26 protein-coding genes are annotated in these 22,590 nt (G+C 70.5%); 12 read left to right on the forward strand and 14 right to left on the reverse strand.

Annotated features, from left to right (window positions below; all coding sequences use genetic code 11):
* Positions 1–50 precede the first annotated feature (50 nt).
* On the reverse strand, positions 51–728 hold the full coding sequence (locus tag AB0D01_RS21805; protein WP_363057899.1) for an HNH endonuclease family protein: 678 nt from the start codon (positions 726–728) through the stop codon (positions 51–53).
* 272 nt (positions 729–1,000) lie between these two features.
* On the opposite strand from AB0D01_RS21805, the gene AB0D01_RS21810 reads away from it, so the two are divergent.
* Entirely contained in the window at positions 1,001–1,162 is a 162-nt protein-coding gene (locus AB0D01_RS21810) for an ATP-binding protein (protein ID WP_363057642.1), read from the forward strand.
* A gap of 16 nt (positions 1,163–1,178) precedes the next feature.
* Here the strand turns inward: AB0D01_RS21810 and AB0D01_RS21815 are convergent, their stop codons facing one another.
* Complete coding sequence (locus AB0D01_RS21815) at positions 1,179–1,694, reverse strand: hypothetical protein (RefSeq protein ID WP_363057644.1); 516 nt, start codon at positions 1,692–1,694, stop codon at positions 1,179–1,181.
* 302 nt (positions 1,695–1,996) lie between these two features.
* Between AB0D01_RS21815 and AB0D01_RS21820 the strand changes: the two genes are divergently transcribed.
* Positions 1,997–2,800 (forward strand): hypothetical protein, encoded by an 804-nt coding sequence (locus AB0D01_RS21820; RefSeq protein ID WP_363057646.1) that lies wholly within the window; start codon positions 1,997–1,999, stop codon positions 2,798–2,800.
* A 219-nt stretch (positions 2,801–3,019) separates the two neighbouring features.
* Here the strand turns inward: AB0D01_RS21820 and AB0D01_RS21825 are convergent, their stop codons facing one another.
* The 4 genes from AB0D01_RS21825 to AB0D01_RS21840 all read right to left on the reverse strand — a co-directional run bounded on the left by AB0D01_RS21825 (position 3,020) and on the right by AB0D01_RS21840 (position 6,081).
* Positions 3,020–3,418 carry a hypothetical protein gene (locus tag AB0D01_RS21825; RefSeq protein ID WP_363057648.1) on the reverse strand — a complete coding sequence of 133 codons (399 nt, stop codon included), beginning with the start codon at positions 3,416–3,418 and terminating at the stop codon, positions 3,020–3,022.
* A 35-nt stretch (positions 3,419–3,453) separates the two neighbouring features.
* On the reverse strand, positions 3,454–4,443 hold the full coding sequence (locus tag AB0D01_RS21830; RefSeq protein WP_363057650.1) for a helix-turn-helix domain-containing protein: 990 nt from the start codon (positions 4,441–4,443) through the stop codon (positions 3,454–3,456).
* 162 nt (positions 4,444–4,605) lie between these two features.
* Positions 4,606–4,818 (reverse strand): hypothetical protein, encoded by a 213-nt coding sequence (locus tag AB0D01_RS21835; RefSeq protein WP_363057652.1) that lies wholly within the window; start codon positions 4,816–4,818, stop codon positions 4,606–4,608.
* Between the two features lie 1,074 nt (positions 4,819–5,892).
* Complete coding sequence (locus AB0D01_RS21840) at positions 5,893–6,081, reverse strand: hypothetical protein (protein ID WP_363057654.1); 189 nt, start codon at positions 6,079–6,081, stop codon at positions 5,893–5,895.
* A 222-nt stretch (positions 6,082–6,303) separates the two neighbouring features.
* Here AB0D01_RS21840 and AB0D01_RS21845 point away from each other — a divergent pair, with 222 nt between their 5' ends.
* Together AB0D01_RS21845 and AB0D01_RS21850 are read left to right on the forward strand one after the other, a co-directional pair.
* Positions 6,304–8,877, forward strand: a complete 2,574-nt coding sequence (locus AB0D01_RS21845) for a WD40 repeat domain-containing protein (RefSeq protein WP_363057656.1) — start codon at positions 6,304–6,306, stop codon at positions 8,875–8,877.
* The gene (locus AB0D01_RS21850; protein WP_363057658.1) at positions 8,874–9,692 is read left to right on the forward strand and encodes a hypothetical protein; all 819 of its coding nucleotides are present in this window, start codon (positions 8,874–8,876) and stop codon (positions 9,690–9,692) included. The genes AB0D01_RS21845 and AB0D01_RS21850 overlap by 4 nt, the downstream gene beginning before the upstream one ends.
* A 459-nt stretch (positions 9,693–10,151) precedes the next feature.
* Here AB0D01_RS21850 and AB0D01_RS21855 read toward each other — a convergent pair whose 3' ends face one another.
* The 8 genes from AB0D01_RS21855 to AB0D01_RS21890 all read right to left on the reverse strand — a co-directional run bounded on the left by AB0D01_RS21855 (position 10,152) and on the right by AB0D01_RS21890 (position 16,103).
* Positions 10,152–10,400 (reverse strand): hypothetical protein, encoded by a 249-nt coding sequence (locus tag AB0D01_RS21855; protein ID WP_363057660.1) that lies wholly within the window; start codon positions 10,398–10,400, stop codon positions 10,152–10,154.
* A gap of 20 nt (positions 10,401–10,420) precedes the next feature.
* A complete protein-coding gene (locus tag AB0D01_RS21860; protein ID WP_363057661.1) occupies positions 10,421–12,124 on the reverse strand; it encodes a DUF2637 domain-containing protein in 1,704 nt (567 codons plus the stop codon).
* Positions 12,125–12,448: 324 nt separating this feature from the next.
* The gene (locus tag AB0D01_RS21865; RefSeq protein WP_363057663.1) at positions 12,449–12,583 is read right to left on the reverse strand and encodes a hypothetical protein; all 135 of its coding nucleotides are present in this window, start codon (positions 12,581–12,583) and stop codon (positions 12,449–12,451) included.
* On the reverse strand, positions 12,583–12,723 hold the full coding sequence (locus tag AB0D01_RS21870) for a hypothetical protein (RefSeq protein ID WP_363057665.1): 141 nt from the start codon (positions 12,721–12,723) through the stop codon (positions 12,583–12,585). The genes AB0D01_RS21865 and AB0D01_RS21870 overlap by 1 nt, the downstream gene beginning before the upstream one ends.
* A 179-nt stretch (positions 12,724–12,902) precedes the next feature.
* Complete coding sequence (locus AB0D01_RS21875) at positions 12,903–14,171, reverse strand: hypothetical protein (RefSeq protein ID WP_363057667.1); 1,269 nt, start codon at positions 14,169–14,171, stop codon at positions 12,903–12,905.
* Positions 14,172–14,215: 44 nt separating this feature from the next.
* Positions 14,216–14,692, reverse strand: a complete 477-nt coding sequence (locus tag AB0D01_RS21880; RefSeq protein WP_363057669.1) for a hypothetical protein — start codon at positions 14,690–14,692, stop codon at positions 14,216–14,218.
* A complete protein-coding gene (locus tag AB0D01_RS21885; protein WP_363057671.1) occupies positions 14,689–15,702 on the reverse strand; it encodes a hypothetical protein in 1,014 nt (337 codons plus the stop codon). The genes AB0D01_RS21880 and AB0D01_RS21885 overlap by 4 nt, the downstream gene beginning before the upstream one ends.
* A complete protein-coding gene (locus AB0D01_RS21890) occupies positions 15,699–16,103 on the reverse strand; it encodes a WhiB family transcriptional regulator (RefSeq protein WP_363057673.1) in 405 nt (134 codons plus the stop codon). The genes AB0D01_RS21885 and AB0D01_RS21890 overlap by 4 nt, the downstream gene beginning before the upstream one ends.
* Positions 16,104–16,563: 460 nt before the next feature.
* Between AB0D01_RS21890 and AB0D01_RS21895 the strand changes: the two genes are divergently transcribed.
* The 8 genes from AB0D01_RS21895 to AB0D01_RS21930 all read left to right on the forward strand — a co-directional run bounded on the left by AB0D01_RS21895 (position 16,564) and on the right by AB0D01_RS21930 (position 22,586).
* Positions 16,564–17,319: a GntR family transcriptional regulator gene (locus AB0D01_RS21895; protein WP_363057675.1), complete on the forward strand. Its 756-nt coding sequence runs from the start codon at positions 16,564–16,566 to the stop codon at positions 17,317–17,319.
* A 723-nt stretch (positions 17,320–18,042) separates the two neighbouring features.
* Positions 18,043–19,869, forward strand: coding sequence for a hypothetical protein (locus AB0D01_RS21900; RefSeq protein WP_363057677.1), 1,827 nt, complete (start codon positions 18,043–18,045; stop codon positions 19,867–19,869).
* A gap of 301 nt (positions 19,870–20,170) precedes the next feature.
* Positions 20,171–20,452, forward strand: coding sequence for a hypothetical protein (locus AB0D01_RS21905; RefSeq protein ID WP_363057901.1), 282 nt, complete (start codon positions 20,171–20,173; stop codon positions 20,450–20,452).
* A complete protein-coding gene (locus tag AB0D01_RS21910; protein WP_363057679.1) occupies positions 20,406–20,936 on the forward strand; it encodes a DUF6879 family protein in 531 nt (176 codons plus the stop codon). The genes AB0D01_RS21905 and AB0D01_RS21910 overlap by 47 nt, the downstream gene beginning before the upstream one ends.
* 15 nt (positions 20,937–20,951) lie before the next feature.
* The gene (locus AB0D01_RS21915) at positions 20,952–21,800 is read left to right on the forward strand and encodes a helix-turn-helix transcriptional regulator (RefSeq protein ID WP_363057681.1); all 849 of its coding nucleotides are present in this window, start codon (positions 20,952–20,954) and stop codon (positions 21,798–21,800) included.
* 178 nt (positions 21,801–21,978) lie between these two features.
* On the forward strand, positions 21,979–22,146 hold the full coding sequence (locus AB0D01_RS21920) for a hypothetical protein (protein WP_363057683.1): 168 nt from the start codon (positions 21,979–21,981) through the stop codon (positions 22,144–22,146).
* Positions 22,143–22,352: a hypothetical protein gene (locus AB0D01_RS21925; RefSeq protein WP_363057685.1), complete on the forward strand. Its 210-nt coding sequence runs from the start codon at positions 22,143–22,145 to the stop codon at positions 22,350–22,352. The genes AB0D01_RS21920 and AB0D01_RS21925 overlap by 4 nt, the downstream gene beginning before the upstream one ends.
* A gap of 102 nt (positions 22,353–22,454) precedes the next feature.
* Positions 22,455–22,586, forward strand: a complete 132-nt coding sequence (locus AB0D01_RS21930; protein WP_363057687.1) for a hypothetical protein — start codon at positions 22,455–22,457, stop codon at positions 22,584–22,586.
* The last annotated feature ends 4 nt before the right edge of the window (positions 22,587–22,590 follow it).

Here is a 22,590-nt window from a genome sequence, read left to right on the forward strand (position 1 = left end):
GGTGCGTTGCCGGAAGTCGCGGGGCCGTTGTCTGGGGTGTCGGGGCTTGGCTAGGGGGCGGGGGTGAATTCGACGTCGGTGTCGCCGCATCCGGCCGCGATGTCGAGGAGCCGGTCTCGTTCCGGTTCGTCGACGGCGAGCCCCCAGCGGAGCTTGGTCGCGGTCCACTCGGCTCCGTAGCGGCACAGGGCGTCGGCGGACGGCGGCAGCCACTCGGACGGGTCACGGTCGGCCTTCGCGCGGTTCGTACGCGCCGTCACCGCGACCAACGAGGCCGGCTGGCCTTGGTCGTTCGCGTAGGCCTCCCGCCTGGCCGCCGTCCACGTCGAGGCCCCCGAGTCCCAGGCCTCGGCCAGGGGCACCATGTGGTCGATGTCCAACCGGGAAGCGTCGGTGACACTGACCGCGTCGTAGTACGACTCCCAGCTCCCCCCGGACAGGGTGCAGCCCGGCCCGATGGTCGGGTAGTCGACGGCCTCCGCGAGCAGCACCTCCTGGCGGGTGTTGCAGCCGTCGGCCGGCTGGTCGCCCGCGTTCCAGTGACGGAAGGAGGTACGCCGGTAGCCGGTACGGTCCTCGGCCGCCAGGGAAAGCGCCGAGATCGCCACGCCCATCGGAAGGACCTGCGGCACGGCCTGAGGCGCGGCGTCGGCGGCGTGTGCGGGGGTGGGGCAGGCGAGAGCGAAGGCCGCGGCGGCGGCAGTGCAGGCCCTCTTCATGGTGATCATCACGGGAGGGGTTGTATCGGCCCCACCCCTCCACCGGAAGGCCGCGAGTACGTGGTTCACCCTCCCGGGGCCGCGCATTCACCGCTGAAACGCCTCTGCACCCCCCTGCCACCGCCACTCCGGCCAACCAAGCGGTGGCGGTCACTGTGCTCGGGGCCGCAGGCCGCCCAACACGCATCGGCGGGCGGCCTCCTCGCTGGCGCCGAGTGTGCGAAGGGCGCCAAGCTCCTGTTCCAGATTTCACCGAGCGCGAGGAATGCAAGGCGACCGCCGTGACCACGAACTCCCCGTTCGCCGAGTGGGACAAGGCCTTCGGCGACCCCCGTCTCTGCGCGGCCATCGCCGACCGGATCAGCTTCCGCTGCACCCTCATCCAGACCGGTACCGAGTCCTACCGCTTCCGCGTCACCGAAGCAGAACGCCGCAGCCCCTGACCGTCTCCCGAACGGTTCAGTCGCGACCGGAGAGAGGAGGCTGCGGTTCCAGAACACGCAACGCAGCTTGTGCTGCCTCTCCTCTCTCCGTCCGTGCCAGCGACTCCAGCGCGTCGCGATCCGCCCACGCGCACGCCTCACGCAGCTCGGTGGTGAGATCGAGCCCGATCTCCTGGCCGATCCAGTCCGCGATGACGAGCGCGTCCGCCACGACGGTCGGATCGGCGGCGATCTCCGGCCCCAGCAGGGCAAGCCCGCCGTCATTGGCGCCATGGGCGAGCGCGAGCGCCACAAGCGTCCACCGAGCCGTCCGGTCTGCGGGATCCCGTGCCAGCCGCTCGATGGCGAGAGCATCAAGCTTGTGGACCGTGACATGATCGTTGGCCCAGCCCCGCCAGAACTCGTCGTCTCGCGGCAGGTTCTCCAGGACTTGGAAGCCGTCGCTCAAAGCCCGCACCATGCGCTCTGCGAACTCGCGGTGGCCGGTGTCATCTCCGGCCTGCCGCAGTGCGTCGACCTCGTTCTGGCTCATCGACACATCATCGACGGCCGACGCGCCCGTCGCCTCCGAGAAAGAAGACGGGCCCTTCCGAGCCGCGCCTGTCAGGGACACGGATCAGCAGAACCCTGACCGCAGAGCTACTGGCCCACCCAGCACGGACACCGCAGACACACCGACGAGTATGTCACCCGATCATGGACTTCTGTCGCTCTCCATCTCCCGCACAGCCGGCCCAACACGGCTCCCGAAACCACCATCCCAGCGGCTCTCGTTCACCCCGCCGAAAACAGCCCATGCCGTGACCTGACCTGCCTGACGCGGTTGTTAGGCCCGTGGACAACACGTTGCGAGCCACCTCTGAGAATTCCTGGCGTTCCCCGTTCGAGACTGCGACAGGCGAAGAGAGCAGTCTCACGACGGACATCAGGGAGGCGATGGGTCATGAAATCACCGAGCCCAGCTACACCATCGACATGGCGTGTGCGGCCGCCGAGGCATCCGAGGCCCTGTGCGTCCAGCTTCGTAGCCAGTGGTCGCTGTATACGCCGCAGCAGGCCGCGACGGTGGCATCCGCGCTCTACGCGCAGGTTTCTGCGGCCGCCGAGGCGCTGCGGGGCGTCAGTCGGGTCCTCGGGCAGATGACTGCCCGAGGCGATACGGGGCCCGTCTCCGATCCCGGGGACCAGGTCGATGGCTCCGTGCCGGAAACGTCGGCGCGGCTCTCGGCAGCGGCTGAAGCGATCGACGCAGTCGTTGGTGATCACGCCGGTCCGGCGGTGGGTTCCCTTCTTCGGATGCCGTCGACGGCACCGCTGCCGGCCGACGTCCATGAAGCGGTGGCGGCCGCAGCCGCGCTTCTGGGGCCCACCACCGCCCTGACCGAGTGCGATCCCTCGACCCCCACACCGGGTATACCCGCTGAGCTGGCCGACTGTTGCGGCTGCGAGATCGACATCGAACACCGCGGGCAACTTCTCACCTTCGGCAGAGGCGACGGCTGCTGGTCCGTGGACCTCAAGGTGGTGATGCCGGACAGCATCGCGTTCTACGAGAATGTCGCCGAGCTCGGAGTCAGCCTGGAGACGGCTCACCCCGGTCACCTCGCCGAAGAGATCCGGCGGGTCCTGCCCACGTGAGCGACCGACGCGGTCCCGGCCAACGAGTGCGTCGACGAAGGCTCGGCGATGCGCGACACCCGGCTCCGGCGCGGTACAAGGCGAGCCGGCCGCCTCGGCGAAGTGCCACTGCGTGGCCCCGGGCCGCTCCCCACGGCCGGCCGGTTGTGTCGCCGGGGTTGTCCACCGTCGGGCTGTTCCGGCTGCTCGTCACGGCGCCCTTCTGGAGCGCCGTCACGGTCAGGTGCGTTGTCGTGCGGCTTTGAGTGCGTGGATGTGTGCGGGGTCGCGGCCGGTGATGTCGGCGCAGTGGGTGGGGGTGTAGCCGAGTTCGGTGAGGATTTCGAGGTCGTCTTGGAGGGTGTTGCGGGTGGGGTGGCGGTGGCGGCCGGTGCGGGTTTGGACTTGGTGGGTGAGTTCGTCCCAGGCGCGGGCGGTGAGGTCGGTTCCGCAGACCAGGGCGGTCCAGTGGGTGGCGAGGGTGTCGAAGGTGTCGTGGAGGGCTTCTTCGGCGCGGGCGGGTGCCAGGCGGGCGTGGGCGTAGGCGTGGTAGTGGGGGTGTTGGAGGGTCAGGAAGGCCTGGTAGGCGAGGTTGAGGGTGGTGTCGGTGGTGATGGCGATGGTCGTGGTGTGGGGCATGGTCGTTCCCCGTGGTCGGGTGGGGTGGGTCGCGGCTAGCGGTGGGGTGGAGTGGGGTGCGGTGCGGTGGCGGCGAGCCAGAGGGGCTGGAGTTCGGCGGGCCGGCCGCGCAGGGCGAAGATCAGGCGTGAGGTGCGGTGCCAGTCGGGCAGGATCGCGTCGGTGAGGACCTGGTGGATCTCTTCGGCGGTGAGGGTGTCTCCGGTGCGGTGGCGGAGGTGTTCGGGGCTGGGGCAGCCGCTCGCGAGGAACAGGGCGCGCAGGGCGGTGTGGAGTTTCTGCCGTGCGTCGGCCTGTCCGTTGGAGGTGCGGTCGCGGCCGGGGTTGCCGGGCGTGGGTGGGCGTTGTGCCGCTTCCCACAGGTCCCGGAGTTCGGGTTCGTGCCCACCGCAGACCTGGGCGAAACGCAGGACGACGTTCCAGGAGGGGCGGCGTGCTCCGGACAGGACGCGCGAGACGTAGGAGGGGGAGATCTCCATCTCCGCAGCGCACTGGGCCAGGGTTCGCCCCGTGCCGCGTTGAAGGAACGACAACGCGGCGGCGAGTTGTTGGGCAGGCGTCTGGCTCGGGGGCGCGCCGGGGGTCAGGGTCGCCGCGAGGGTGCGCGAGCGGGCGGAGCGCAGGCGTTCGAGGCGTCGTTCCAGGCTGGCGGCCCTCCAGCGCTTGCGCAGCCGTTCGGGACTCACCCCAAGCGGTTCGGCGAGCACCTGCCAGGAGTCTCCCTGGAGGCGACTGCGGTGGATGACGGCGGCCTCGCTGTCCTGGAGCAGGGGCATGAAGTCGTTGAGCTGGGACAGGAGGGCCACGCCCGGGGTCGAGCCGTGCGCGGCGGCCAGGTAGGCGCTGGCCCGCTGGTTGATGACCTCGGCCGTGTGGACCACCGCGTCGTCCGCCTCGGCCGTCGCAGGCGCGGGCGACGACGAAGCGGTGGGCGTGGGCCCGCAGCGGACGCAGGCGGTGGGGCGGGCGGAACTCGGGGTGCGGCGGCAGGCCGGGCAGGTCCGCGGTCGCGGCGCTGCGGTCATGCTGAAGTGCCTTTCAAAAACAGGGGGCGTGCCGGGGCGAGGGGGGCAGGACCGGTCGTCGATGCCCGCCGTGCCCGGCGCGAAGGGCGATGAAGGCGGCGGGGCGGGGCGGCGCCGCCCGCTCGGGGGCGGCGCCGCCACGGTCACCGTGCGTGCTGGAACTCAGGTTCGACTGCCGCGAACGCGCCGGTAGACGACGTGGCCGCCGTGTGCGGCGGCCAGCAGAGCCGTGGCCACGGCTAGCGTCTGGGGGTGCTCCGGCAGGCCCTGGATGCAGATGATGGGCAGCACGGTGACGGCGATGAACGCGCCGGCGCGCATCGTGACCGTCAAGTCATCGGCCCGAAGGGTTTCGCCGCTGGTGGAGGGCGGCATGATACTTTCGGCACCTAACGCTGGCGACCATTTGGTACGCGGGCGGCGATTACGGTCAGACGGCATGAAAAGTCACCTCAGGTCCTTCTCGTGTCGGCGTGGGAGCCGTGTCGTGGAGTTCGAACCCGGACCCTGGCTTGGTTTGACGGCCCGCCAGGGTCCTGGTCTTTCCCGGGATTTGACCCGGTGTGCGGGAACACTACGCGGGCCTGAGGTCGTCACGCCACGCAATCGGGTGCCTACGGGCGTTGACGCCCAGGGCGGCCATGTCACGGGCCGTTCACTCCGATAACACATATCCGAGCACAAATTCGATCGCGATCGATCGCGACCGCTCCACGCTGATCCGATAGTGCGGTAAACCATCGCCCCGCGCGGCGAATGTCACCGAATGTGGCACCTTCCGGCACACCCAAAGGCATATGCCAAAGGAAGAAGCCAGGCCCCACCGGTTAGCACCGTGCCCAACGCCACCCCACGCCCCTCCCCCGCCACCCGGCGCACCACCTCCCCCCGACCAACCCCTCGAACAGCGCCCCACCCCCCTCCTCCCCTTCAGGAACGAGGCAGCAGAGCACACGGGCCGGGAAAGCGAGCCAGCAGCGGTGCGAAGGTGGCCCGGCTCGGGCCGTAGGTGTCGCCGAGATGACGACGCCAGTAGGCACGAACGCACTCCGCCGGGCGTGGACGTGCGCGTCGATCGAGGACGCGGGGGTTGACCGGTGGGCAGGGACCACCCCTCGACAGGAACACGGGTGACGCCGGCGGCGCGCAGCGCACATGTGCGGTACTGCCCGTTGACAACGGCTGGTGCCCGCTTTGTCCAACAGGTCGGGTCCCCCGCGAAAGCCCCCGCCCACCGCCGCTGCTCCTCGTCCAGCGGATGCGGGCGCGTCGACGGCCCGCATGCCTTCGGTACGGAGGTTCGGTTGCAGGCGCCGTTCGCGATCAGCATCGACACCGGCGTCGGGTTCGGGTAAGGCCCTTCCCTGCCCGCAGCGCCGGCCGGGTTGCGGTACGAGCGGAACCGGGCGTTTGCGCGGTTCCGCTCGTACCGGCCCGTATACGGCACAGCTACTTGATGAGGCTGCGCAGGGCGGGGATGGCGGCGCCGGCGCTGGTGATGCCGGTGACGATGCCCAGGGCAACGGGAGCGCCGCCCAGGGCGGTCAGGAGGCCCAGGACAGTGCCAATGACAAAGGCGATCAGAAGGACGACGGTCGTGTGCAGGGACAGGAACGGCGGGGTTTCAGGTGTGGTCATGCCTCCAATCTCCAGCGTCCAAGCCTGTGACCTGGCCAAACGGAACGATCCCGGAGAATTCTGATCACGTCGCTGTGCTCGTTGAACGGCCGCGGTGTTCAGCGGAACACGGACCGGCGTTCGGATGCGTTCCAAGGCGTTCAGGAATGTTTCGAGAAGTTCAGCGCGGAACGCCCAGCCCGCCCTAGCCTGGCCTGTCACCGACACAGCACAGGGGTGAGGATGACGAAGCCGGGTGCCACGGGCAGCTACGAGGAACTGCTTCGCGAACAGGTTGCCGAACTGATCGCGTTGAAGGTCCGCGCGGGCAATCCGTCCCTGCGCGACATCCACAAGCGGGCCCGGACACTGTTCGCCGACGAGAAGGCCGCCCTGCCGCCCTCCGCGCTCAGCGGCATGTTCAACGGCGGCTACGCCGGCCGGGACAAACTGCTGCTGCTCGTACGCACCCTCCTATCCTGGGACCGGGCCGGCCAGGACTGCGCCCCGCCCACCTACGGCGACCCCGCGCTCGACCCCTGGCACGACCGCTGGGAAGCCATCACCAAGGCCCGGCCCCCTCGCCAACGCGCCCGACCGACAGCGCCCGACATCCCTCCGACGGTCCAAGCCGGCGAAGCCGCGCCTGCGCCACCCCGTGCCGTCTCCGAACAGGCCACGGCACAACCAGCCCCACCCGCCAAGGCGACTCGGCCGCGCCAATGGTTCGTCAAGCTCCCACCCCTCGTAGGCCACACCAGCTCGGTTTGGGTGCTGCGGTTCTCCCCTGAAGGCACCGTACTTGCCACCGGCTGCTACGACGGCACGGTCCGGCTGTGGGACCCCACCACCCACCGGCCTCTTGGTGGGCCTCTCACCGGCCACACCGGCCCGGTTATGGGTATGGGGTTCTCCCCGGGCGGGACCGTCCTAGCTACCTCCGGCGACGACGGCACGGTTCGGCTGTTGGACCCCAGCACCCACCAACCCCTCGGTCAACCCCTCGCCGGCCATACCGGCGCAATCTGGGGAGTGGGGTTCTCCCCCGACGGCACCCTCCTCGCCACCGCGGGCCAGGACCACACGGTTCGGTTGTGGGACCCCACCACCCACCACCCCCTCGGCGAACCCCTCACCGGCCACACGGGTCCGGTCATGGCGGTGGGGTTCTCCCCGGACGGCACCCTCCTCGCCACCGCGGGCCAGGACGGCACGGTTCGGCTGTGGGACCCCACCACCCACCACCCCCTCGGCGAACCCCTCACCGGCCACACCGGCAGGATCCGGGCTGTGGGGTTCTCCCCCGACGGCAACATCCTGGCCACCGCCAGCGAAGACGCAACGGTGCGGTTGTGGGACCCTGCCACCCGCCGACCCGTCGGCGAACCCCTCACCGGCCACACCGGCATGGTCGTGGCGGTGGCGTTCTCCCCTGACGGCACCCTCCTCGCCACCACCGGCGGCGACAGAGCGGTCCAACTGTGGAAGCAGGTCGACCCGGTTGGGCCACAAAATGCCCTGGGAATACGGGCATTGGCCCACTTGCTTCAGGAGGGGCTACCCATCGCTTTACCCGCAATCACAACAACGGGAGCGGTCTATGGGGTGGCGTTCTCCCCCGACAGCACCCTCCTCGCCACCACCGGCGAAGGTGCAACGGTTCGACTGTGGGACCCCACCACCCGCCGGCCCGTCGGCGAACCCCTCACCGGCCACACCGGCACGGCCGCAGCGGTGACGTTCTCCCCCGGCGGCACCCTCCTCGCCACCACCGGCCGGGATCACACCGTGCGTCTGTGGGACCCTGACACCCGCCGAACCATCGGCCAACTCATCACCGGCCACACCGGCGGGGTCGCAGCGGTGACGTTCTCCCCCGACGGAACGCTCCTAGCCATCACCGGCCAGGACCGCACGGTGCGGTTGTGGGACCCTGCCACCCGCCGGCCCGTCGGCGAACCCCTCACCGGCCACACCGGCGGGGTCGCAGCGGTGACGTTCTCCCCCGACGGAACGCTCCTGGCCACCGCCGGCGAAGACTTGACGGTGCGGTTGTGGGACCCTGCCACCCGCCGGCCCGTCGGCGAACCCCTCACCGGCCACACCATGACGATCATGGCGGTGGCATTCTCCCCCGACGGCGCCCTCCTCGCCACCACCGGCCAGGACCGCACGGTGCGACTGTGGGACCCCACCACCCATCGCCCCGTCGGCGAACCCCTCACCGGCCACACGAACCCGGTAACAGCAATGGAGTTCTCCCCCGACGGCACCCTCCTCGCCACCGCCAGCGAAGACCGCACGGTGCAGCTGTGGGACCCGATCACCCGCCGACCCGTCGGTGAACCCCTCACCGGCCACACCCGCGGGGTCACTGCGGTGTGTTTCTCCCCCGACGGCACCCTCCTCGCACACCGCCAGCTACGACCGCACGGTCCGGCTGTGGGTGATGCCTGCCCTGGGCTCAAGACTCCATGGATGAAGGAGCACTGCACCAGCCATGCTCCGAGGCGAAGTCGGTCCTGTTGGACGGCTAGCGAAACCACGACGGCAACCTGCCTGAAGCCATCCCACAGACATCCGGTCTGCTATCCGTGGAACGGCTCCAGACCCGCCCCGCGATCAACACCCATCCAACCACCTGCCTGGAGCGACGAGGGCTTAGCGCACGATCTACGCCGTTGCTCCGAAGGCCCCGACTCGGCGCCGCCCACGGCCGGACTGCCCCAGGCAGGCCCAGGCTGGGAAACCGGGCGCAGGGCTTCGTGTTCAGGGCCGAGAATCGGCACTACGCACATAGGAAGGCCACTGCCGTGATGGACAACCTGCTCTTCGACGAGCCGATCGGCTCGATTGCCGTCAGCCCGCGGGACGACAGCCTGCTTCTCCTCAAGGCCCTCGGCACCCACACGCTCCAGCTCGCCCTGGATATCCATGTGCCGAAGGCGCCGGAAGCGGGTCGCGTGCTGATGCTGGAGACCAGCCTCCAGGCCCCGCACGCCAACGGCATGCCCATCGCCCTGGCCGGCTCGAACACCACCCTCGCCTTCCGTCCCGACCAGCGCACCTACCACCGGTTCACCTACACGTTGACGAACCCTCAGCTGCGAGCCCTGGAGGAGAACCGCTCCGGTGACCTGCGTCTGGAGATCGCCGTTCGCGCGGTGCTCCCGCAGGCCGCCGCCGGCCTCTACCCGGGATGTTCGGACATTCGGCTCTACCTCACTGTCGCCGAGAGCCGCTGGAGGCAGCAGCTCGAAGCCTTGGGCCCCTCCCTCGCCGTCGAAATGTCCGTGCCCTTCCCTGCAACCGACGATCCTCGCCGCGAGGCCGTGCAGTACCTGCTTACCGCCCAGAGCCGACTTCGCAGTGCCGACATCGACGGCGCGCTCCTCGATGTCCGCCGGGCCCTGGAGTACATCCGTGAGAACAGCGGTTGGCCCCAGCCCTCCTCCAAGAAGTCGCCCGACCAGCTCACGAAGGAGGAGCGCTGGGCCGCTACCGCCAAGGCCCTGGAGAGGCAGGCCAGCAGCGCCCTGCACAAGGACGCCCTCACCAAGACGTTCATCTACACCCGGGAAGAGGCGGAAACCATGATCGCTGCGACGGCCGCCCTGCTGCGCCTGATCTGACCGTCGCCTCGGGGGCAAGCAACGGCGGCCCCGTGCACCGCGTACGGTGGGGGCGTGCCATCCGATCCGCAGGCGCAGCGTTGGGGTCGATTCCGGTTTCAGGTCCGAGCCGCAGTCGCGGTGCGGCCTCCGCGGACCAAGCGGTCAGGTAGGGGCGCGGCCGAGGAAGCCGGAACGAACTGCCCGTGCTCGCTTCCGGAGGAGCGTGTCCGGATTTCCGGACACCAGGCGCCCCAAGGGAGAGCGGGAACCTCACCCGGCCACGGTGATCGCCCGGACCGGCGCTGTGCGGGTGGGGCGGTCGTGTTCGGACCGGAGTGGACCCGATCGATCGCCTGGAGCCCCACACTGGGGAGCTCTGGCGATCTCGTCTGGCGTACAGGACGGACTACGGTGGAAGCGGGCGGGGCCCGCGGCGATTCCAGCACCGCGGGCCCCGCTCTGCGTTGTGCTGTCCGGTCACCCGCCGGCCGGGTCGTAGTCGGTGAACTGGCCGCACCAGTGGAACGAGGACCGCCCCCGGGTCGGGAGGGTGTGCGGGGCGAGGCCTCGCAGCCACCTCACCTCGGCTGTCACCCGGTGCGCCTCACAGGCGTACACGGTGCGGTCCAGGCTCATGTCGTTCTCGTCGTGGCCGTCACCGCTGTAGCCCTCCACCAGCCACACCGCCGGGGCGGTGCAGCCGTTGACCTTTCCGAACGTCGGCATCATCCGTTCCTTTCGTCGGGTCAGCCGGGGTATCCGGCTGCGATCAGGTCGGCCGCGGCTTCGCGCCGTTCGCCGGCGACGGTGCGCGAGACGTTCAGCGCCGTGCCCACGTCGTCCAGGGACACCAGCGCCTTCAGGGACTTCGCGTCCGTCCGGTCCGGGCGTGCCTCGGTGGGCAGAGCGGCCCATGTCGTGAGGATCATGCGTGCGGCCTTGCGCTCTGCCCGCTCGCGCGCCGGGAGTTTCGCGTGGTCCTCGGCCTCCAGGGCGGCCAGCTCGGCGCGATGCGTGGCGGCTCGGTGTTCCGCCGTGCGTCGTTCGGCCTCCGCCGTCGCCTCGGTGGCCGTCGCCGTCGCGAGGCTGGCCTCCGCCGTTCGTCGTTCGGCCTCCGCGGTCGCGAGGCGTTGGTCGGCCGCCTTCCGCTCGTGCGTCTGGGCGTCCTCTGCGGCTTTCGCGGTGGCCTTGTGGTTTTCCGCGGCCTGCCGGCGGGCGCTCGTCTCTCGGGCCAGCGCTTCCGCCTCGGCAGCCGTGCGTTCCGCTGATTCTTCGCGTTCGGCGGCGCGTTCCGCCGAGGCGGCGTCGCGTTCCGCCGTTCGGCGGTTGGCCTCCGCCGTCAGCTTGGCGGTGTGCGCGGCGGTCTCGGCCTCGACGGTGGAGACTGCTTCGGCGGCGCGGGCCTCCGCCTCGGCCACGGTGGTCTCGGCCGTGATCCGGTGTTCGGCTGTGGTCACCGTGGCGGCGATCTCCATGCGTCGCACTTGTGCCGCCGCCGTTCGTTCCTCGGCGTCGAGTTTCCGTTGCTCCTCGTGTGCTGCCGCGGCTGCGGCCCTGGCTTGCTCGTCGGCGGCGCGTTTGGCCTCGGCGGCCTTCTTCTCCTCGGGCAGTGCGAGCGCCTGGTTTACCGTCAGGCCGTAGGGCGCCAGGGTGAAGGGGAGGAGGGCTGTGGCTCCGGCCTTCTTCTTCCAGCCGCGGCCGTGCTTGTGCTGGAGCCACGCGCGGTAGACGGTGCGCTCCTTCTCCATGGTGACCATCTGCGTGTAGGAGGTGATCTCCCACAGCTTCATGCGTCGCCAGAGTTTCCAGGTCGCGACGGGGGCGAGCAGCCATCGGTGAAGCGGTACGCGTCCGGTCTCGGCCGTCAGCTTCAGACGGTTGGTCTTGATGATCAGGTGGCGTACGGCCTCGACCACGGCCACGAACAGGACGGGCATGACCGCGTGCATCGCTGCGCCCAGGGGGTCGTCCAGCGGCGGCTTGTCACCGGAGTAGGCGTTGAACGCGACTGTCGCCAGGGTCAGGCCGTGGGCCAGCAGGCGAAGGAGGGGCTTGGGCATCCGCCGCCACACCAGGATCAGGTCCAGGGCGTACATGGCGACGATCCCGGCGTCGATGCCGATCGGGAAGACGTACGCGAAGTCTCCGAATCCCCGTCGTGCCGCGAGCCCGCGCAGGGCGTCGTAGGAGCCGACGAAGCCGATTCCGGCGACGACCGCGGCGCAGTTTCCGGCGGCGATGATCAGGCCGCGCAGCGCGCTGGCGGACCATGCGCGAGGCGCGACCGGAGCCGCCGAAACGGTGGGCGGAACGCTCGACTCGATGGGCGGAGCGGACTCGTTGGTGGGCGGAGCGGCGGTCGGGGCGGCCGACGTGGGGTGTTGGGTGACCGGAGTGGGCACGGTGCCGGCCGGGCTCGGGCCGGTGGTCGACTCGATGGTGCTGGTCAATTTCTCTCCTGTGCCGGTTCGGAACCCGGGCGGGCCGGAACCCGCCCGAATGTCGCTGGATGTTGTGCGGTGGCGCTGCCCCGAACCTCCCGGGGTGCCTTCCGCGGTGCGCAGGGTGGTGGTCAGTCGCCGGATTGCGGGTGGGGGCGGGCCGGCGGCGGCTGCGGCTCGGTGCGCCCGTCCCGCTCGTGCGCGGTGGGCCTCTCCGGAAGGGCCGGCGCCGTCACCGGCAGTCCCGGCACAGGCCGTTCACGGTCTGTTCCTCGTTCCAGGTGCCGCAGCGCGAGCACTGCCACAGGTGGGCAAGGACGCCCCACAGCCGCCTCACCGCCGGCTCCCGACGGCGAGGGCCAGCAGGCGGGTGGTCCAGCCACCGCAGGTGCGGCACACGTACTGCCGGGACCTGGCGTCGTGCTTCATCGGTCGGCCGTGGCACACCGGCGCCGTGTGGCGGGCCATCAGCCGTTGTCCTTCTTGGCTCCGGGAACCAGCTTCGCCGGCGTCAGGTGGTGCCCGCCGCGCGACGCCTGGTAGGTCGTCTCGTGCCTGGGGTCCGGCTTCGTGCCGGGGGCCATCGGCATCGTCTTGCGAAGTGCCATGATGGGGACTCCTGTTCCGTGAAAACGGGATGGTGTGCCCCGGGGCGGCCGCCCTACTGCCAAGAAAGCCGGCCGTCTCGGGGTGTCTTGTTTTGGTGCTCCTGGCCCCTCCTCGGGGCCGGTGTCTGGGGTGTCAGGGAGGGGCGTCAGGGGCCCTGTCAGGGACCGTCAGGTGTGCGCTAGACCCGCAGGTCACAGGGCCGATAGGCTCGCCTGACGGCCCCCTGGGAAACGGTCTTGGACGGGGTCGGGGAGAGGGTCTGGACGGGGTTCGGCAGACCCCCGGGAGTCAGCCGCAGGACGGCCGGTTCGAAGGCCTCGGCGGGGGTGCTGGGAGCCACCGTGGCGGGGGTCTCCCCGACCGGCTGAGTGGGCACCCGAGTGGGGGTCGCACCGGCCGCTGCGGGGGCCTCCCCCGGGGTCCGGGCGGTGGCCTCGGAGCGGGCCTTCAGCAGGGCCCGGGGGGCCATGCCGAGGACCGCGGTCGCGGCGTCCACCCGCACCCCCACGCGGGTCGTCGGCCTGCCCTGGATTCGCATCCCGATCTCCTTGGTGGGCAGGCCTGCGCCCTCCAGCCACCGGCGCAGCTCACCCACATCCGTCCCGGCCGGGACGAGTCCGGCGTCGGTCGCGGAGGCCAGCACCGCGTCCAGGTGGACCCCGGCGCGCCGGGCCGCCTCCGCGTCCGACAACGCCCGCAGCACGTGCAGCAGCAGCGCCGTCCCGCGATCCACCGACGGACGCGGCTCCTCGATGTCCTGCTCGACGTCTCCGTCGACGTCCTGCTCCTCTTCCCATTCCGATCCCTGCTCGAAGTCGGCCCCGGTGGGCTCCTCGACCTGGTGGTGCCGCTTCGCGGCCCGTGCGGTACGGCGGGCCGCAAGAATCGCCTCGGCCTCGGCGAGAGAGGGGCCGACCGCCAGAGCGCCGGTGGTCCAGGCCGTCAGGGCGCCGGTGGTGATCAGACCGGACCAGGAGTCCCAGACCGGGCCGACCCACGCGGTGGCGGGGCCGGCCGCGACGCGGACCAGGACGGCCCCGCCGACGGCCGCGACCGCGCCTCCGAGCCCCAACAGGGCCAGGGCCTCCCACAGGGGTCGGGCTGACGCCGTACGGATCGCCGCCTCCGCCCGCGCGGACAAGACGATCGGCGCGGCCTCGTCCTCGTCCGGGTCCTCGTCCTCGTCGTCCGGGTCCTCGTCCAGCTCGGTCGCTGCGACCTTCTTCGCGGCCTTCTTCGCGGCGGCCGCGCGCTTGCGTTGCCGGGCCTCGGCGGCCTTGACGGCCTTGGTGCGGGCCGCGGCCTCCCGGGTCGGGTCCAGGGACACCGCCCGCCAGACACCGGCCGCGAGGTCCCCCAGGCACCGGCACCCCAGGCCCAGCAGCCGCCAGGACCCTCGGGTCAGCGCGACCCACACCGGGCCGATGCTGGCGCCGACGGCTCGCACCTCACCGGCTGTCCCACGCAGGCCGGCCATGCGCTGAGCGGCCATCACATGCCGCCCAGCTTCGTCGCCATGGTCGTGATCAGCGTCGTGGCCAGCGCCCAGATCCCCCCGGCGCCGGCGAACGTCCAGCCGGCGCCCAGGCCGAGAACCGCCGGCGCCCAGAGGTTCTTCCACTTCGGGATGAAGATCATCAAGGATGTCCCGAGCGCCACCGCGCCGAGCCCGAACGACCCGAAGGACAGGCCCTCCATCAGGCCGCGGGGGACCTCGGCCGCGCCGGAGGCGACGCTGCCCCACATCCCGGAGGCGGAGGCTGCCAGGGTGCTGAACACGATGCCGAGGACGCCGGCCTTGTCGCGGTCCAGCTTGATGCGGTCGCTGCCTCGCAGGCCGCTGAACAGGAGGAATCCCATCGCGAAGGCGAGGCCGGACACCCCGACCGAGCCGAGGATGGAACCGCCTCCCTCGGCCGCCAGGACGACGTCGGTGGCGATGGTCTGGGTCTGGGTCAGGGCGCTCACAGCAGGGCTCCGGGGGCGTGGAGGGCCGCCGACAGGGCGACCGTGGCAAGGGGGATGTGGGCGGCCCAGCGCAGTGGCGGGGCCCAGTCGCGGGCGTGGGCTTGGCGGTCCAGGAACGCCCAGCAGCCGGCGCCGGCCAGGGCGGCGATGACGGCGGGGGCGGCGAGCACGGGCCACGGAGCGGCCCACGCGAACACGTCCGCCACCAGACCCGTGGCGCCCTGGCCCCAGCCCAGCCCGGCGAACAGCCCGACCGGAGCGGCCCAACGGCCGAACGGCAGGTACGGGCGCAGCCACCGGCCGAGCTGCCAGCCCGCCCACCCGGCGCAGCACGCGACCGCAGCCGTGGTGACCGGAACGACCGACACGATCGCGGAGTCCAACAACATCGCACCGCCGAGGCGGTTGCCGGTCAGACCCCATAAGGCACCGTGCCCAACCGCGGCGGCACTGCCGTGATAGGCCAGCCAACCCCAGCGCGAGGCAGCGATCCTGCGCACCCCACCCGGCAGCAGCACCGGCGGGGTCTCAACGGGGGCGGCGGGTACCGCCGGAGCCGCACCACCCTCCGCACCGTCTGCGGCCGGGGTGGTCTGGTCGGTCTGGTCCGGCTTCAGCGACCACCACCGCCGCCACCCCGATGCCGCCTCGCCCTCGGTCTCGACGTCGTCGCCGGCGGCCAGCTCCTCCTCCACCTCGACAGCCTCGGCCTCGGCCTGCTTGCGCGCCTCGACCTCCGCAGCCTCCGCGCGCCGTCGCGCCTCGGCCTCCTCCCGCTGCCGCGTCCGGGCCGCCTCCGCCACCGGGTTCGGCCCGTTGAAGGCCTCCCACTGCGCCTGGCGGACCGCCTGCCGGGCCTCCCACCCGCTCACCACCGCCGGCTCGACCGGCTTCACCACGGCCTCCACCGGCGGCGCCACCACAGCGACGCCCTGCTCCGGGCCCTCGCCGTCGCCCTTGCTCTTCCGCTTCTTCCGCGCCTTCGCGGCGCCGACCGTGGACGCGCTCACCGTTGCGACCTGTTCTTCGGCCGCTTGCCGAACAGCCGCGCGTGCAACGCCCGCCGGTCCGCCTGCCGCATCCCCGCCCGTACCCCAAGGATCTTCGAGGGGGTGGAGGCGGCGGTCAGGTCCTCGCCCAGGCACCAGGCCAAAACAGGGCACTTCTCGCAAACCGCGAGCGCCGCCCGCTCCGCCGACGAGGGCGCGGCCTCGCCCGAGGTCGTCTCCCACGGCTGCGGGTAGAACACCTGCGGGTCCACGGTCACGCAGGCCGGCCCGCCCAACCGCTCCCGACGCACAGCCGGCGCGGGGGCCAGGTCCTCGTACTCCCACAGCCAGTCCAGCCAGTCAGACGGCCGCGCAGTGCTCCACCCCTCCAGCAGCGGGGGAACCCCGCGCACCGCGCTCACAGCTCCACGCCCAGCGCCCGCAGACCCGCACGCACACGCAACTCATCCCCGCCCAGAGCCAGCGCCTCCGGCGCCGCCTGGAAGGCCTCAACCAGTCCTGCGGTGCAACGCCGCGACGGTAAAACCGTCCGCGTCCTCACCGCCACGGGGCACACGCCCCGCCGAGGACGCCACCAGCGCCCCATCTCTGCAACCATCACTGAAGTCGGTCCCCTCGCAAGTGGGCTGGTCCGACTGCGGGCGGGGGGCGGCAACCCCGCGCCCGCCGCCCGGTCCGTGTTGTGAGCACGGGCCGGGCACCTGCTTGTGCAGGCGGACGCGTCCAGGCAGAAGCAGAGGTAGTCCAGTTCCGACCACCTCCATGGTTATTGCCTAGGCATTAACGAGAATGCCCAGGCTGCCCGCTGTTGTCAATAACGACTAGGCGATAAGGTGGAGGCAGCTACAGGAGGTGAAGCACTTGAGTAGTTCCGGGGACCTGGCCGCAGAGCTGCGCCGGCGCATCGCGACCGGAGCGCTCGCGGTAGGCAGCAAGCTGCCCACGAATGCCCAGCTGATGGCTGAGCACGGTGTCTCAAAGGCCACAGTCACCAAGGCGATTGCCGCGCTCGCAGACGAAGGGTTGGTGTACTCGTCCAAGCGAGCCGGAACGATCGTCCGCAGCCGGACCTCCATCCCGCTTCCACTGAGCAGGTACGGCCAGGTGCTGTCCCCGGGCGGAGCCCGGGGACCATGGGAAACGGCTACGGCCGCCATCGGGCTGGATGGACGCATGCAGTTCGTCTCGGTCGAGCGCGTCCGCGCAGACTCCGATGTCGCAGGTCTCCTGGGCCTGGCAGAGGGCGACGAACTGGTCTACCGCGTCCGCCAGGCCGTCATTCTGCCCAGCGACACCGTCCAGATCCAGCACTCCTGGTACCCGGCAGCAGTCGCCGAGGCAGCGGGACTTGACCGAGACGGAAAGGTAGACGGAGGCATCTACGGGGCCCTTGTCGGCGCCGGCCACCGACCCACCGTCGCCAGCGAAACCGTCAGCGCCCGAATGCCCACCGAAGACGAAGCCGCTCGACTCCGTATTGGTGGGCGCGTCTGGGTCATCGCCCTGGAGCGCCTCACTCGCGACGCGGAGGGTCGAGCCCTTGAGGTGATGCGGGCGGTCGCTCCAGCGGATCGACTTCAACTCACCTACGACAACCTGCCCCTGACCGAGAGCTGACGTGTTGCAACACGTCCGGCCGCAAGCTCCATACCCCGCAGCCGGTGTGTGTCTTTTCCTTCAGTCGATGTTGGAGTGTGAAGTGGGGACCCACGATCCGCAGAACACGGTCGATGTACTACGGTCACAAGCTGCGTGGCTCGCCGCACCAGAGATGCGGGGACGGCTACGCCGCGCAGCAGGGTTCACTCAGCCCCAAATTGCGCAGGCGCCAGGCGTCGGCAGGGTGCAGGTGGCCCGTCGGGAAACCGGATATCCGGACCCCAGCGGGCAACGGCGCACGGCCTACAGCCAGCTCCTGTGTGAGCTCACGCGACAGCATCCCGAGCCCAGCCACGCCACGCCAACCTAGAAATGCTGAAGGCCGCCCCTGCGCCAACAGGAGCGGCCGATACAGCTCGACTCGCCCGCCTTCCACAGCTACGAGTCGTGTCCGGTGAGGTGACCTCGCCGGGGGTGATGCGCGTGGGCCCGGAGGCCCGCGTGGTCACCAGTACCCCAGAATAAGGGGCTCCTCACCCAGGGGCCACCATTCCGGGGCCCTGTCGGGTCACATCTGCCGTCCGCGACTCCCCGATCATGGGGAGACCCTTCCGTGCATGACCTGCACGTTTACGCGTCCGCGGCCAGCGCGACGCGGCGACGCCCTACAAGGACAAAGATCAACTTTCCGGCAGCATCCCCCGCAGGGCTCTTACGCCTGGCCTCGGCCGGGGGTGCCCGATGACCGAATCGCACCCCGCTGATCAACTCGCCGAGCTGCACGGCCCGGATCACAACCCGTTCTACGGAACGTACGTCCGCGACTGGATCGCGCTGTGTGACGCCCTGCGGGACGCCGACGTCCGCGGCTACCTGATCCTGCGCTCCCTGGTGTTCGAGGGGAAGGGCGTCAAGAACCGCGTGCGGGTCCTGACGCTCGCCGAGCTGTGTCAGCTCATCCCTGGACCCAACGGCAAGCCGTCGAGCCTCAGCCGGATCCGGGAACTGCTGCGGTGCCTGTCGACGGTCGGGCTGATCACCACCCCGGAGGGTGGTCCGGTCACCACGTCCTCAGGTGGGAAGGCCCAGGGCCGTCCGTTGCGGATCAAGATCCATGATCAGCCCGCGAACGCCTTCAAGCCGGTGTGGCCCAACACCGAGGAGAAGCTCTCTTCCGTCCGGCCGAAGGCCGCGCAGGCCGCCATCGAAGCGGCGGAGCGGGACGCCTCTCGGGCGGCAGCCAAGACGGCTGGTCGGAATTCCGACCAGCTCGGCGTTGGTTGGAATCCTGACCAGCCTGGTCGGAATCCTGACCAGGCTGGTCAGGATTCCGACCACGACCCTGGTGATGGCCTGGGCGAACCGGGCCCGTACTGCTCTTGTTGCTCTTCTCCTTTTTCTACTTCTGCGGAACCGGTGGGGTCGGCCGGAGGCCACGGTGCGGGTGGTTTGACAGGTTCGGGTGGTCGCGACGGCTCGACGACCGAAAGCCCGACCGCTGCGGGCGGCTGCGCCGCCGACTCCTCAATGTCAGCGGGTACGAGCAAGACCCTGGCCGGAACCACGAAGCCGAGGAAGCGGGCAGCGAAGGGGCCCCGTCAGGTGTCGGAGCTGAGGCCGGTAGCCGGCGAGGACGAGGTCTACGCGATGCTCGACGACCTCGGGGTCCTCGGTTCCCCGGCCGCCCGCATCTCCACCCTGCGCCGCGCCGTCCGGGAGTTCCTGGGGCACTACGCGGACGCCCGCTCGGGACCGTTCGCGATGTACCCGCGTCTCCCTGAGCATGCCGCCCTTCGCCTGAGCATCGGGTGGCACCAGGCCGGCGGCGCACGCCGTTCCAGCCCCGGCTACGACGGCGGGGATCGGATCGCCCGGCCGACCGGCTACCTCGCCGCGCTGCTGAGCACCCACGATTGCGACCACCCGAACTGCGAGGCGGGCGTGTTCCTCAACACCCAAGAGGAGTGCGGCACCTGCCAGTACCGGGCGGTGGAACGAGTCCGGCAGGCCCAGGCCACCAAGCTCTTTGCCGAGCAGCAACGCCGTGCCGAGGTCGAAGCCGAGCTCGCGGCTCGGAGGTCGGCTGACGAACGGGAACAGGCACACAGGGATGCGCTGAGGGAGAAGGCGTGGCGGGAGGCCCGGGCGGCCGAGGCTGCGGAGACCGCCCGCCTCCACGCCGAACTCGTTGCGGAGTTCGCCGCGCTGGACGCCCCTGCGCCTCGGCCCGTGGTTCCCGCTCCGCTCCACCCCTCCCACGACGAAGACCCCGCCGACTCCGAGCAGGACAACGCGTTCACCTCAGACGCCCTCGACGGCACCGCCGGTTTCGCTGAGGCGGCCGGGCGCGGTCGCCGGGCCGCCGAGGAACAGCGCGTTCGTGCGTTCCTGGTCGCCGAGGGAATGTACGGCACGGCCCTCGATGAGGAGATTGGTCGCAGGATGGCCGCATGGAAGGCAGAACGCCGCCGGAAGGCACAGAACGCCGACCTGACAGCCATGACCGCCCGCCCTGTTGGCGCCTGGCCGACCGTTGCCCGCGAGCAGACTGCGGAGGCCCCGTTTTAGTGGGAACTGTGACCGAACCCGATCCGTTGCTGTACCGAGGCGGGCCGGTGGAGTGGTACCCCCCTGACTGGCCGCCGCCTGGGTGACCACGCCACGGCGGATCGGTGTTGCGGATACAGCTCGTCCGTCTCATCCTCGGTCATCCGGCGTCGGTACGCACGCTGGTACTCAAGGGCCACAGTCATGCTTGAACTCTCCGAGCCCGTCGTGTTGATGGCCGGTTCACACTCTTGACGCCCCGGCGAACGTGGACGAACGTCACCCGCAAATACGCGCAATCCTCTGGACAGGAGAGATCGCCATGCCACTACGGTTCGTCGGGATAGACCCCAGCACCGGCGGTGACGGATCGCCGACCGTGTGGGTGGACGAGGAGAAGAAGGAGGTCGTCGTCCAGGGCTGGAAGCCGGACCGGGTGACGACGGAAGAGATCGCGGGGACCGAGTGGGTCCCCGGCCACGGCAAGGGGATACCCGACCACGAGGGCGTGGTGCGGATCCCGGCCCGGATGATCGAGATACTCAGGAAGGCGTGCGATGACGCAGAACGTGCCGGACTTCACGACGATGCTGAGGGCCGCTGAGCGCAGCGCGGTCCACCTGGAGATGCGCGACGTCTACAGCGTGGGCGACGAGGTGGCGGAGTTCGAGGCGTTCAAGCGCACGGGACACGTCCACCTCGACCCCACCGCGGCGTGGTGGCCGGTCTGGCTCGGTATCGTTCGCGAAACCGTCGGACGAGGCGTGGTGATGCGGCGGGCCAGGATCGTCTCCGAGCCGGTCACCGATTACATCCGGTGGGAGCACGCCGCCACACCCCTGAACATTGACGCCGGGGAACAGGTGCGCTGGCTTTCGCGTCGGCAGGCTTCGGACATTGCGCTGCCTGGGAACGACTTCTGGCTGATCGACGACACCCTCGTCCGGTGGAACCACTTCACGGGCGTCGGCGACTGGGACGACCCGAAGTACTCCGTCTCCGACGACCCCGCAGTGATCAAGCTGTGTGAGACCGCGTTCGAAACGGTGTGGGAGCGCGGCACCCCGCACGCCCAGTACACCGTCTGACCTCTACACGCCCACATGCCCGCATCTCCGTCTTCGAGCGCCCAGGCGGCCCGTGAGGCCCTCGCCGTGCGGCTGTCCCACCTCCGTAGGGACGCCGGTCTCACCGGGCGGGAACTCTCCGCTCGGTGCGGCTGGCACCCCGCCAAGACCACCCGCATCCAGAAGGCCGAAGCGCCTCCCTCGGACGCGGACATCCGTGCGTGGTGCGCCGCCTGCGGAGCCGAGGACCAGGTGGACGACCTGATCGCCACCTCCCGCGCGGTCGAGTCCATGTACCAGGAGTGGCGCAGGATCCACCGGAACGGGCTTCGCCAGGCCCAAGAGAACGCGACCGCCGCAAACGCGCAGGCGTCCCTCCAACGCGTGTACGTCTCCAACGTCGTGCCCGGGTTCCTCCAGACCCCCGCGTACGCCACCGCGCTGCTGACGAACATCACCCACTTCCAGGGCACTCCCGACGACGTCACCGAGGCGGTCGCCGCGCGTGTAGCCCGGTCCCGATTCCTCTACGAGGGCACCCACCGGTACGCGGTGCTCCTGGAGGAGTGGGTGCTGCGTTCCCGAATCGGGGACGCAGCCGCGATGGTCGGCCAGCTCCGCCACCTGCTCACCGTGATGCCGCTCGCCTCGGTCTCCCTCGGAGTCATCCCCTTCAGCGCCGAGCGCACGGTCTGGCCGCTGGAGGCGTTCTACCTCTACGACGACCGTCAGGTGGTAGTGGAAACCCTCACCGCACGGATCGGTGTCACCCAGCCCCGAGAACTTGCCGACTACGCACAGGCGTTCGCCGGGCTTGCGGAAATGGCCGTCTACGGCGACGACGCCCGCGCGCTGATCTCGGCCGCGATCGACGCCCTCGGGTGAGAATCCGCAATTCCCCGCAACTTCGTTGAGGGCTTCCACGGTCTCTCCCTACGTTGGTCATCGCACCCCGGAGCACGCCTACCGCTCCGGGAAGTGCTCCCCCCAGCAACGGACCGCAGGCTCCGTCCTCGCGCCTTCCTGCGGTCCGTTGCGTCCCCTGTCGGAGAGGAGCAAGGCCATGACCCCCTCCCTGCCGCGCCGGAAGCCCGGAGCCAGCGGACGCACCCTTGCCATACAGGAGCCGAGCCCCGGGACGCCGAGCCGGGCCCTGCGCGTCCGCGCGGTCGGCGGCTGGGAGAAGTTCATGAGCCGCACGGACATGCAGCCCGCGGAAGGTGCGCAGTGAGTGAGCGCCCAGCCTGGCTGCACGAGGGCGCCCGCGTCCTCGACCCCGGCCGCGACACCGAGGGGATCGTGCAGTTCGTCGGGGAGTGGGTGGACCCCCGCACTCGGCGCCTCATCCCCGAGGCGATCTTCCTGCGGCCCGAGGGCGGCGGCGTCGAGTGGGTCGTCGACGACCACCGGGCCCTGCGCCAGGCCGAGGCCCACTGACCCCACAGACTCCCCGCCCCGAACTCCTACAGCACAGCCCGGGGCGGGTACTCCCTGCCGGACCACCGGCCGGGAGAACAAAGGGAAGAAAAGGAGTACGTGATGAACGGGAACGCTCCCGCACAGAACGGTGACGGCCTGCTCGTCGCCCGCCAGTCCATCGCCGCCGCCCGCACCCGCGCGCAGCAGGAGTCCGACGGCGGCTCGACCGGCGTCTCCGACTCCAACGACTGATCGG

Source organism: Streptomyces sp. NPDC048606, from assembly GCF_040650855.1.
Lineage (GTDB): Bacteria > Actinomycetota > Actinomycetes > Streptomycetales > Streptomycetaceae > Streptomyces.

Excerpts from the sequence above, each read along its gene's own strand:
- AB0D01_RS21805 (WP_363057899.1), bottom strand. The coding sequence starts at position 728 with ATGATCACCATGAAGAGGGCCTGCACTGCCGCCGCCGCGGCCTTCGCT.
- AB0D01_RS21815 (WP_363057644.1), bottom strand. The coding sequence starts at position 1,694 with ATGAGCCAGAACGAGGTCGACGCACTGCGGCAGGCCGGAGATGACACC.
- AB0D01_RS21825 (WP_363057648.1), bottom strand. The coding sequence starts at position 3,418 with ATGCCCCACACCACGACCATCGCCATCACCACCGACACCACCCTCAAC.
- AB0D01_RS21830 (WP_363057650.1), bottom strand. The coding sequence starts at position 4,443 with ATGACCGCAGCGCCGCGACCGCGGACCTGCCCGGCCTGCCGCCGCACC.
- AB0D01_RS21835 (WP_363057652.1), bottom strand. The coding sequence starts at position 4,818 with ATGCCGCCCTCCACCAGCGGCGAAACCCTTCGGGCCGATGACTTGACG.
- AB0D01_RS21840 (WP_363057654.1), bottom strand. The coding sequence starts at position 6,081 with ATGACCACACCTGAAACCCCGCCGTTCCTGTCCCTGCACACGACCGTC.
- AB0D01_RS21845 (WP_363057656.1), top strand. The coding sequence starts at position 6,304 with ATGACGAAGCCGGGTGCCACGGGCAGCTACGAGGAACTGCTTCGCGAA.
- AB0D01_RS21855 (WP_363057660.1), bottom strand. The coding sequence starts at position 10,400 with ATGCCGACGTTCGGAAAGGTCAACGGCTGCACCGCCCCGGCGGTGTGG.
- AB0D01_RS21865 (WP_363057663.1), bottom strand. The coding sequence starts at position 12,583 with ATGGCCCGCCACACGGCGCCGGTGTGCCACGGCCGACCGATGAAGCAC.
- AB0D01_RS21870 (WP_363057665.1), bottom strand. The coding sequence starts at position 12,723 with ATGGCACTTCGCAAGACGATGCCGATGGCCCCCGGCACGAAGCCGGAC.
- AB0D01_RS21900 (WP_363057677.1), top strand. The coding sequence starts at position 18,043 with ATGACCGAATCGCACCCCGCTGATCAACTCGCCGAGCTGCACGGCCCG.
- AB0D01_RS21905 (WP_363057901.1), top strand. The coding sequence starts at position 20,171 with ATGCCACTACGGTTCGTCGGGATAGACCCCAGCACCGGCGGTGACGGA.
- AB0D01_RS21910 (WP_363057679.1), top strand. The coding sequence starts at position 20,406 with ATGACGCAGAACGTGCCGGACTTCACGACGATGCTGAGGGCCGCTGAG.
- AB0D01_RS21915 (WP_363057681.1), top strand. The coding sequence starts at position 20,952 with ATGCCCGCATCTCCGTCTTCGAGCGCCCAGGCGGCCCGTGAGGCCCTC.
- AB0D01_RS21920 (WP_363057683.1), top strand. The coding sequence starts at position 21,979 with ATGACCCCCTCCCTGCCGCGCCGGAAGCCCGGAGCCAGCGGACGCACC.
- AB0D01_RS21930 (WP_363057687.1), top strand. The coding sequence starts at position 22,455 with ATGAACGGGAACGCTCCCGCACAGAACGGTGACGGCCTGCTCGTCGCC.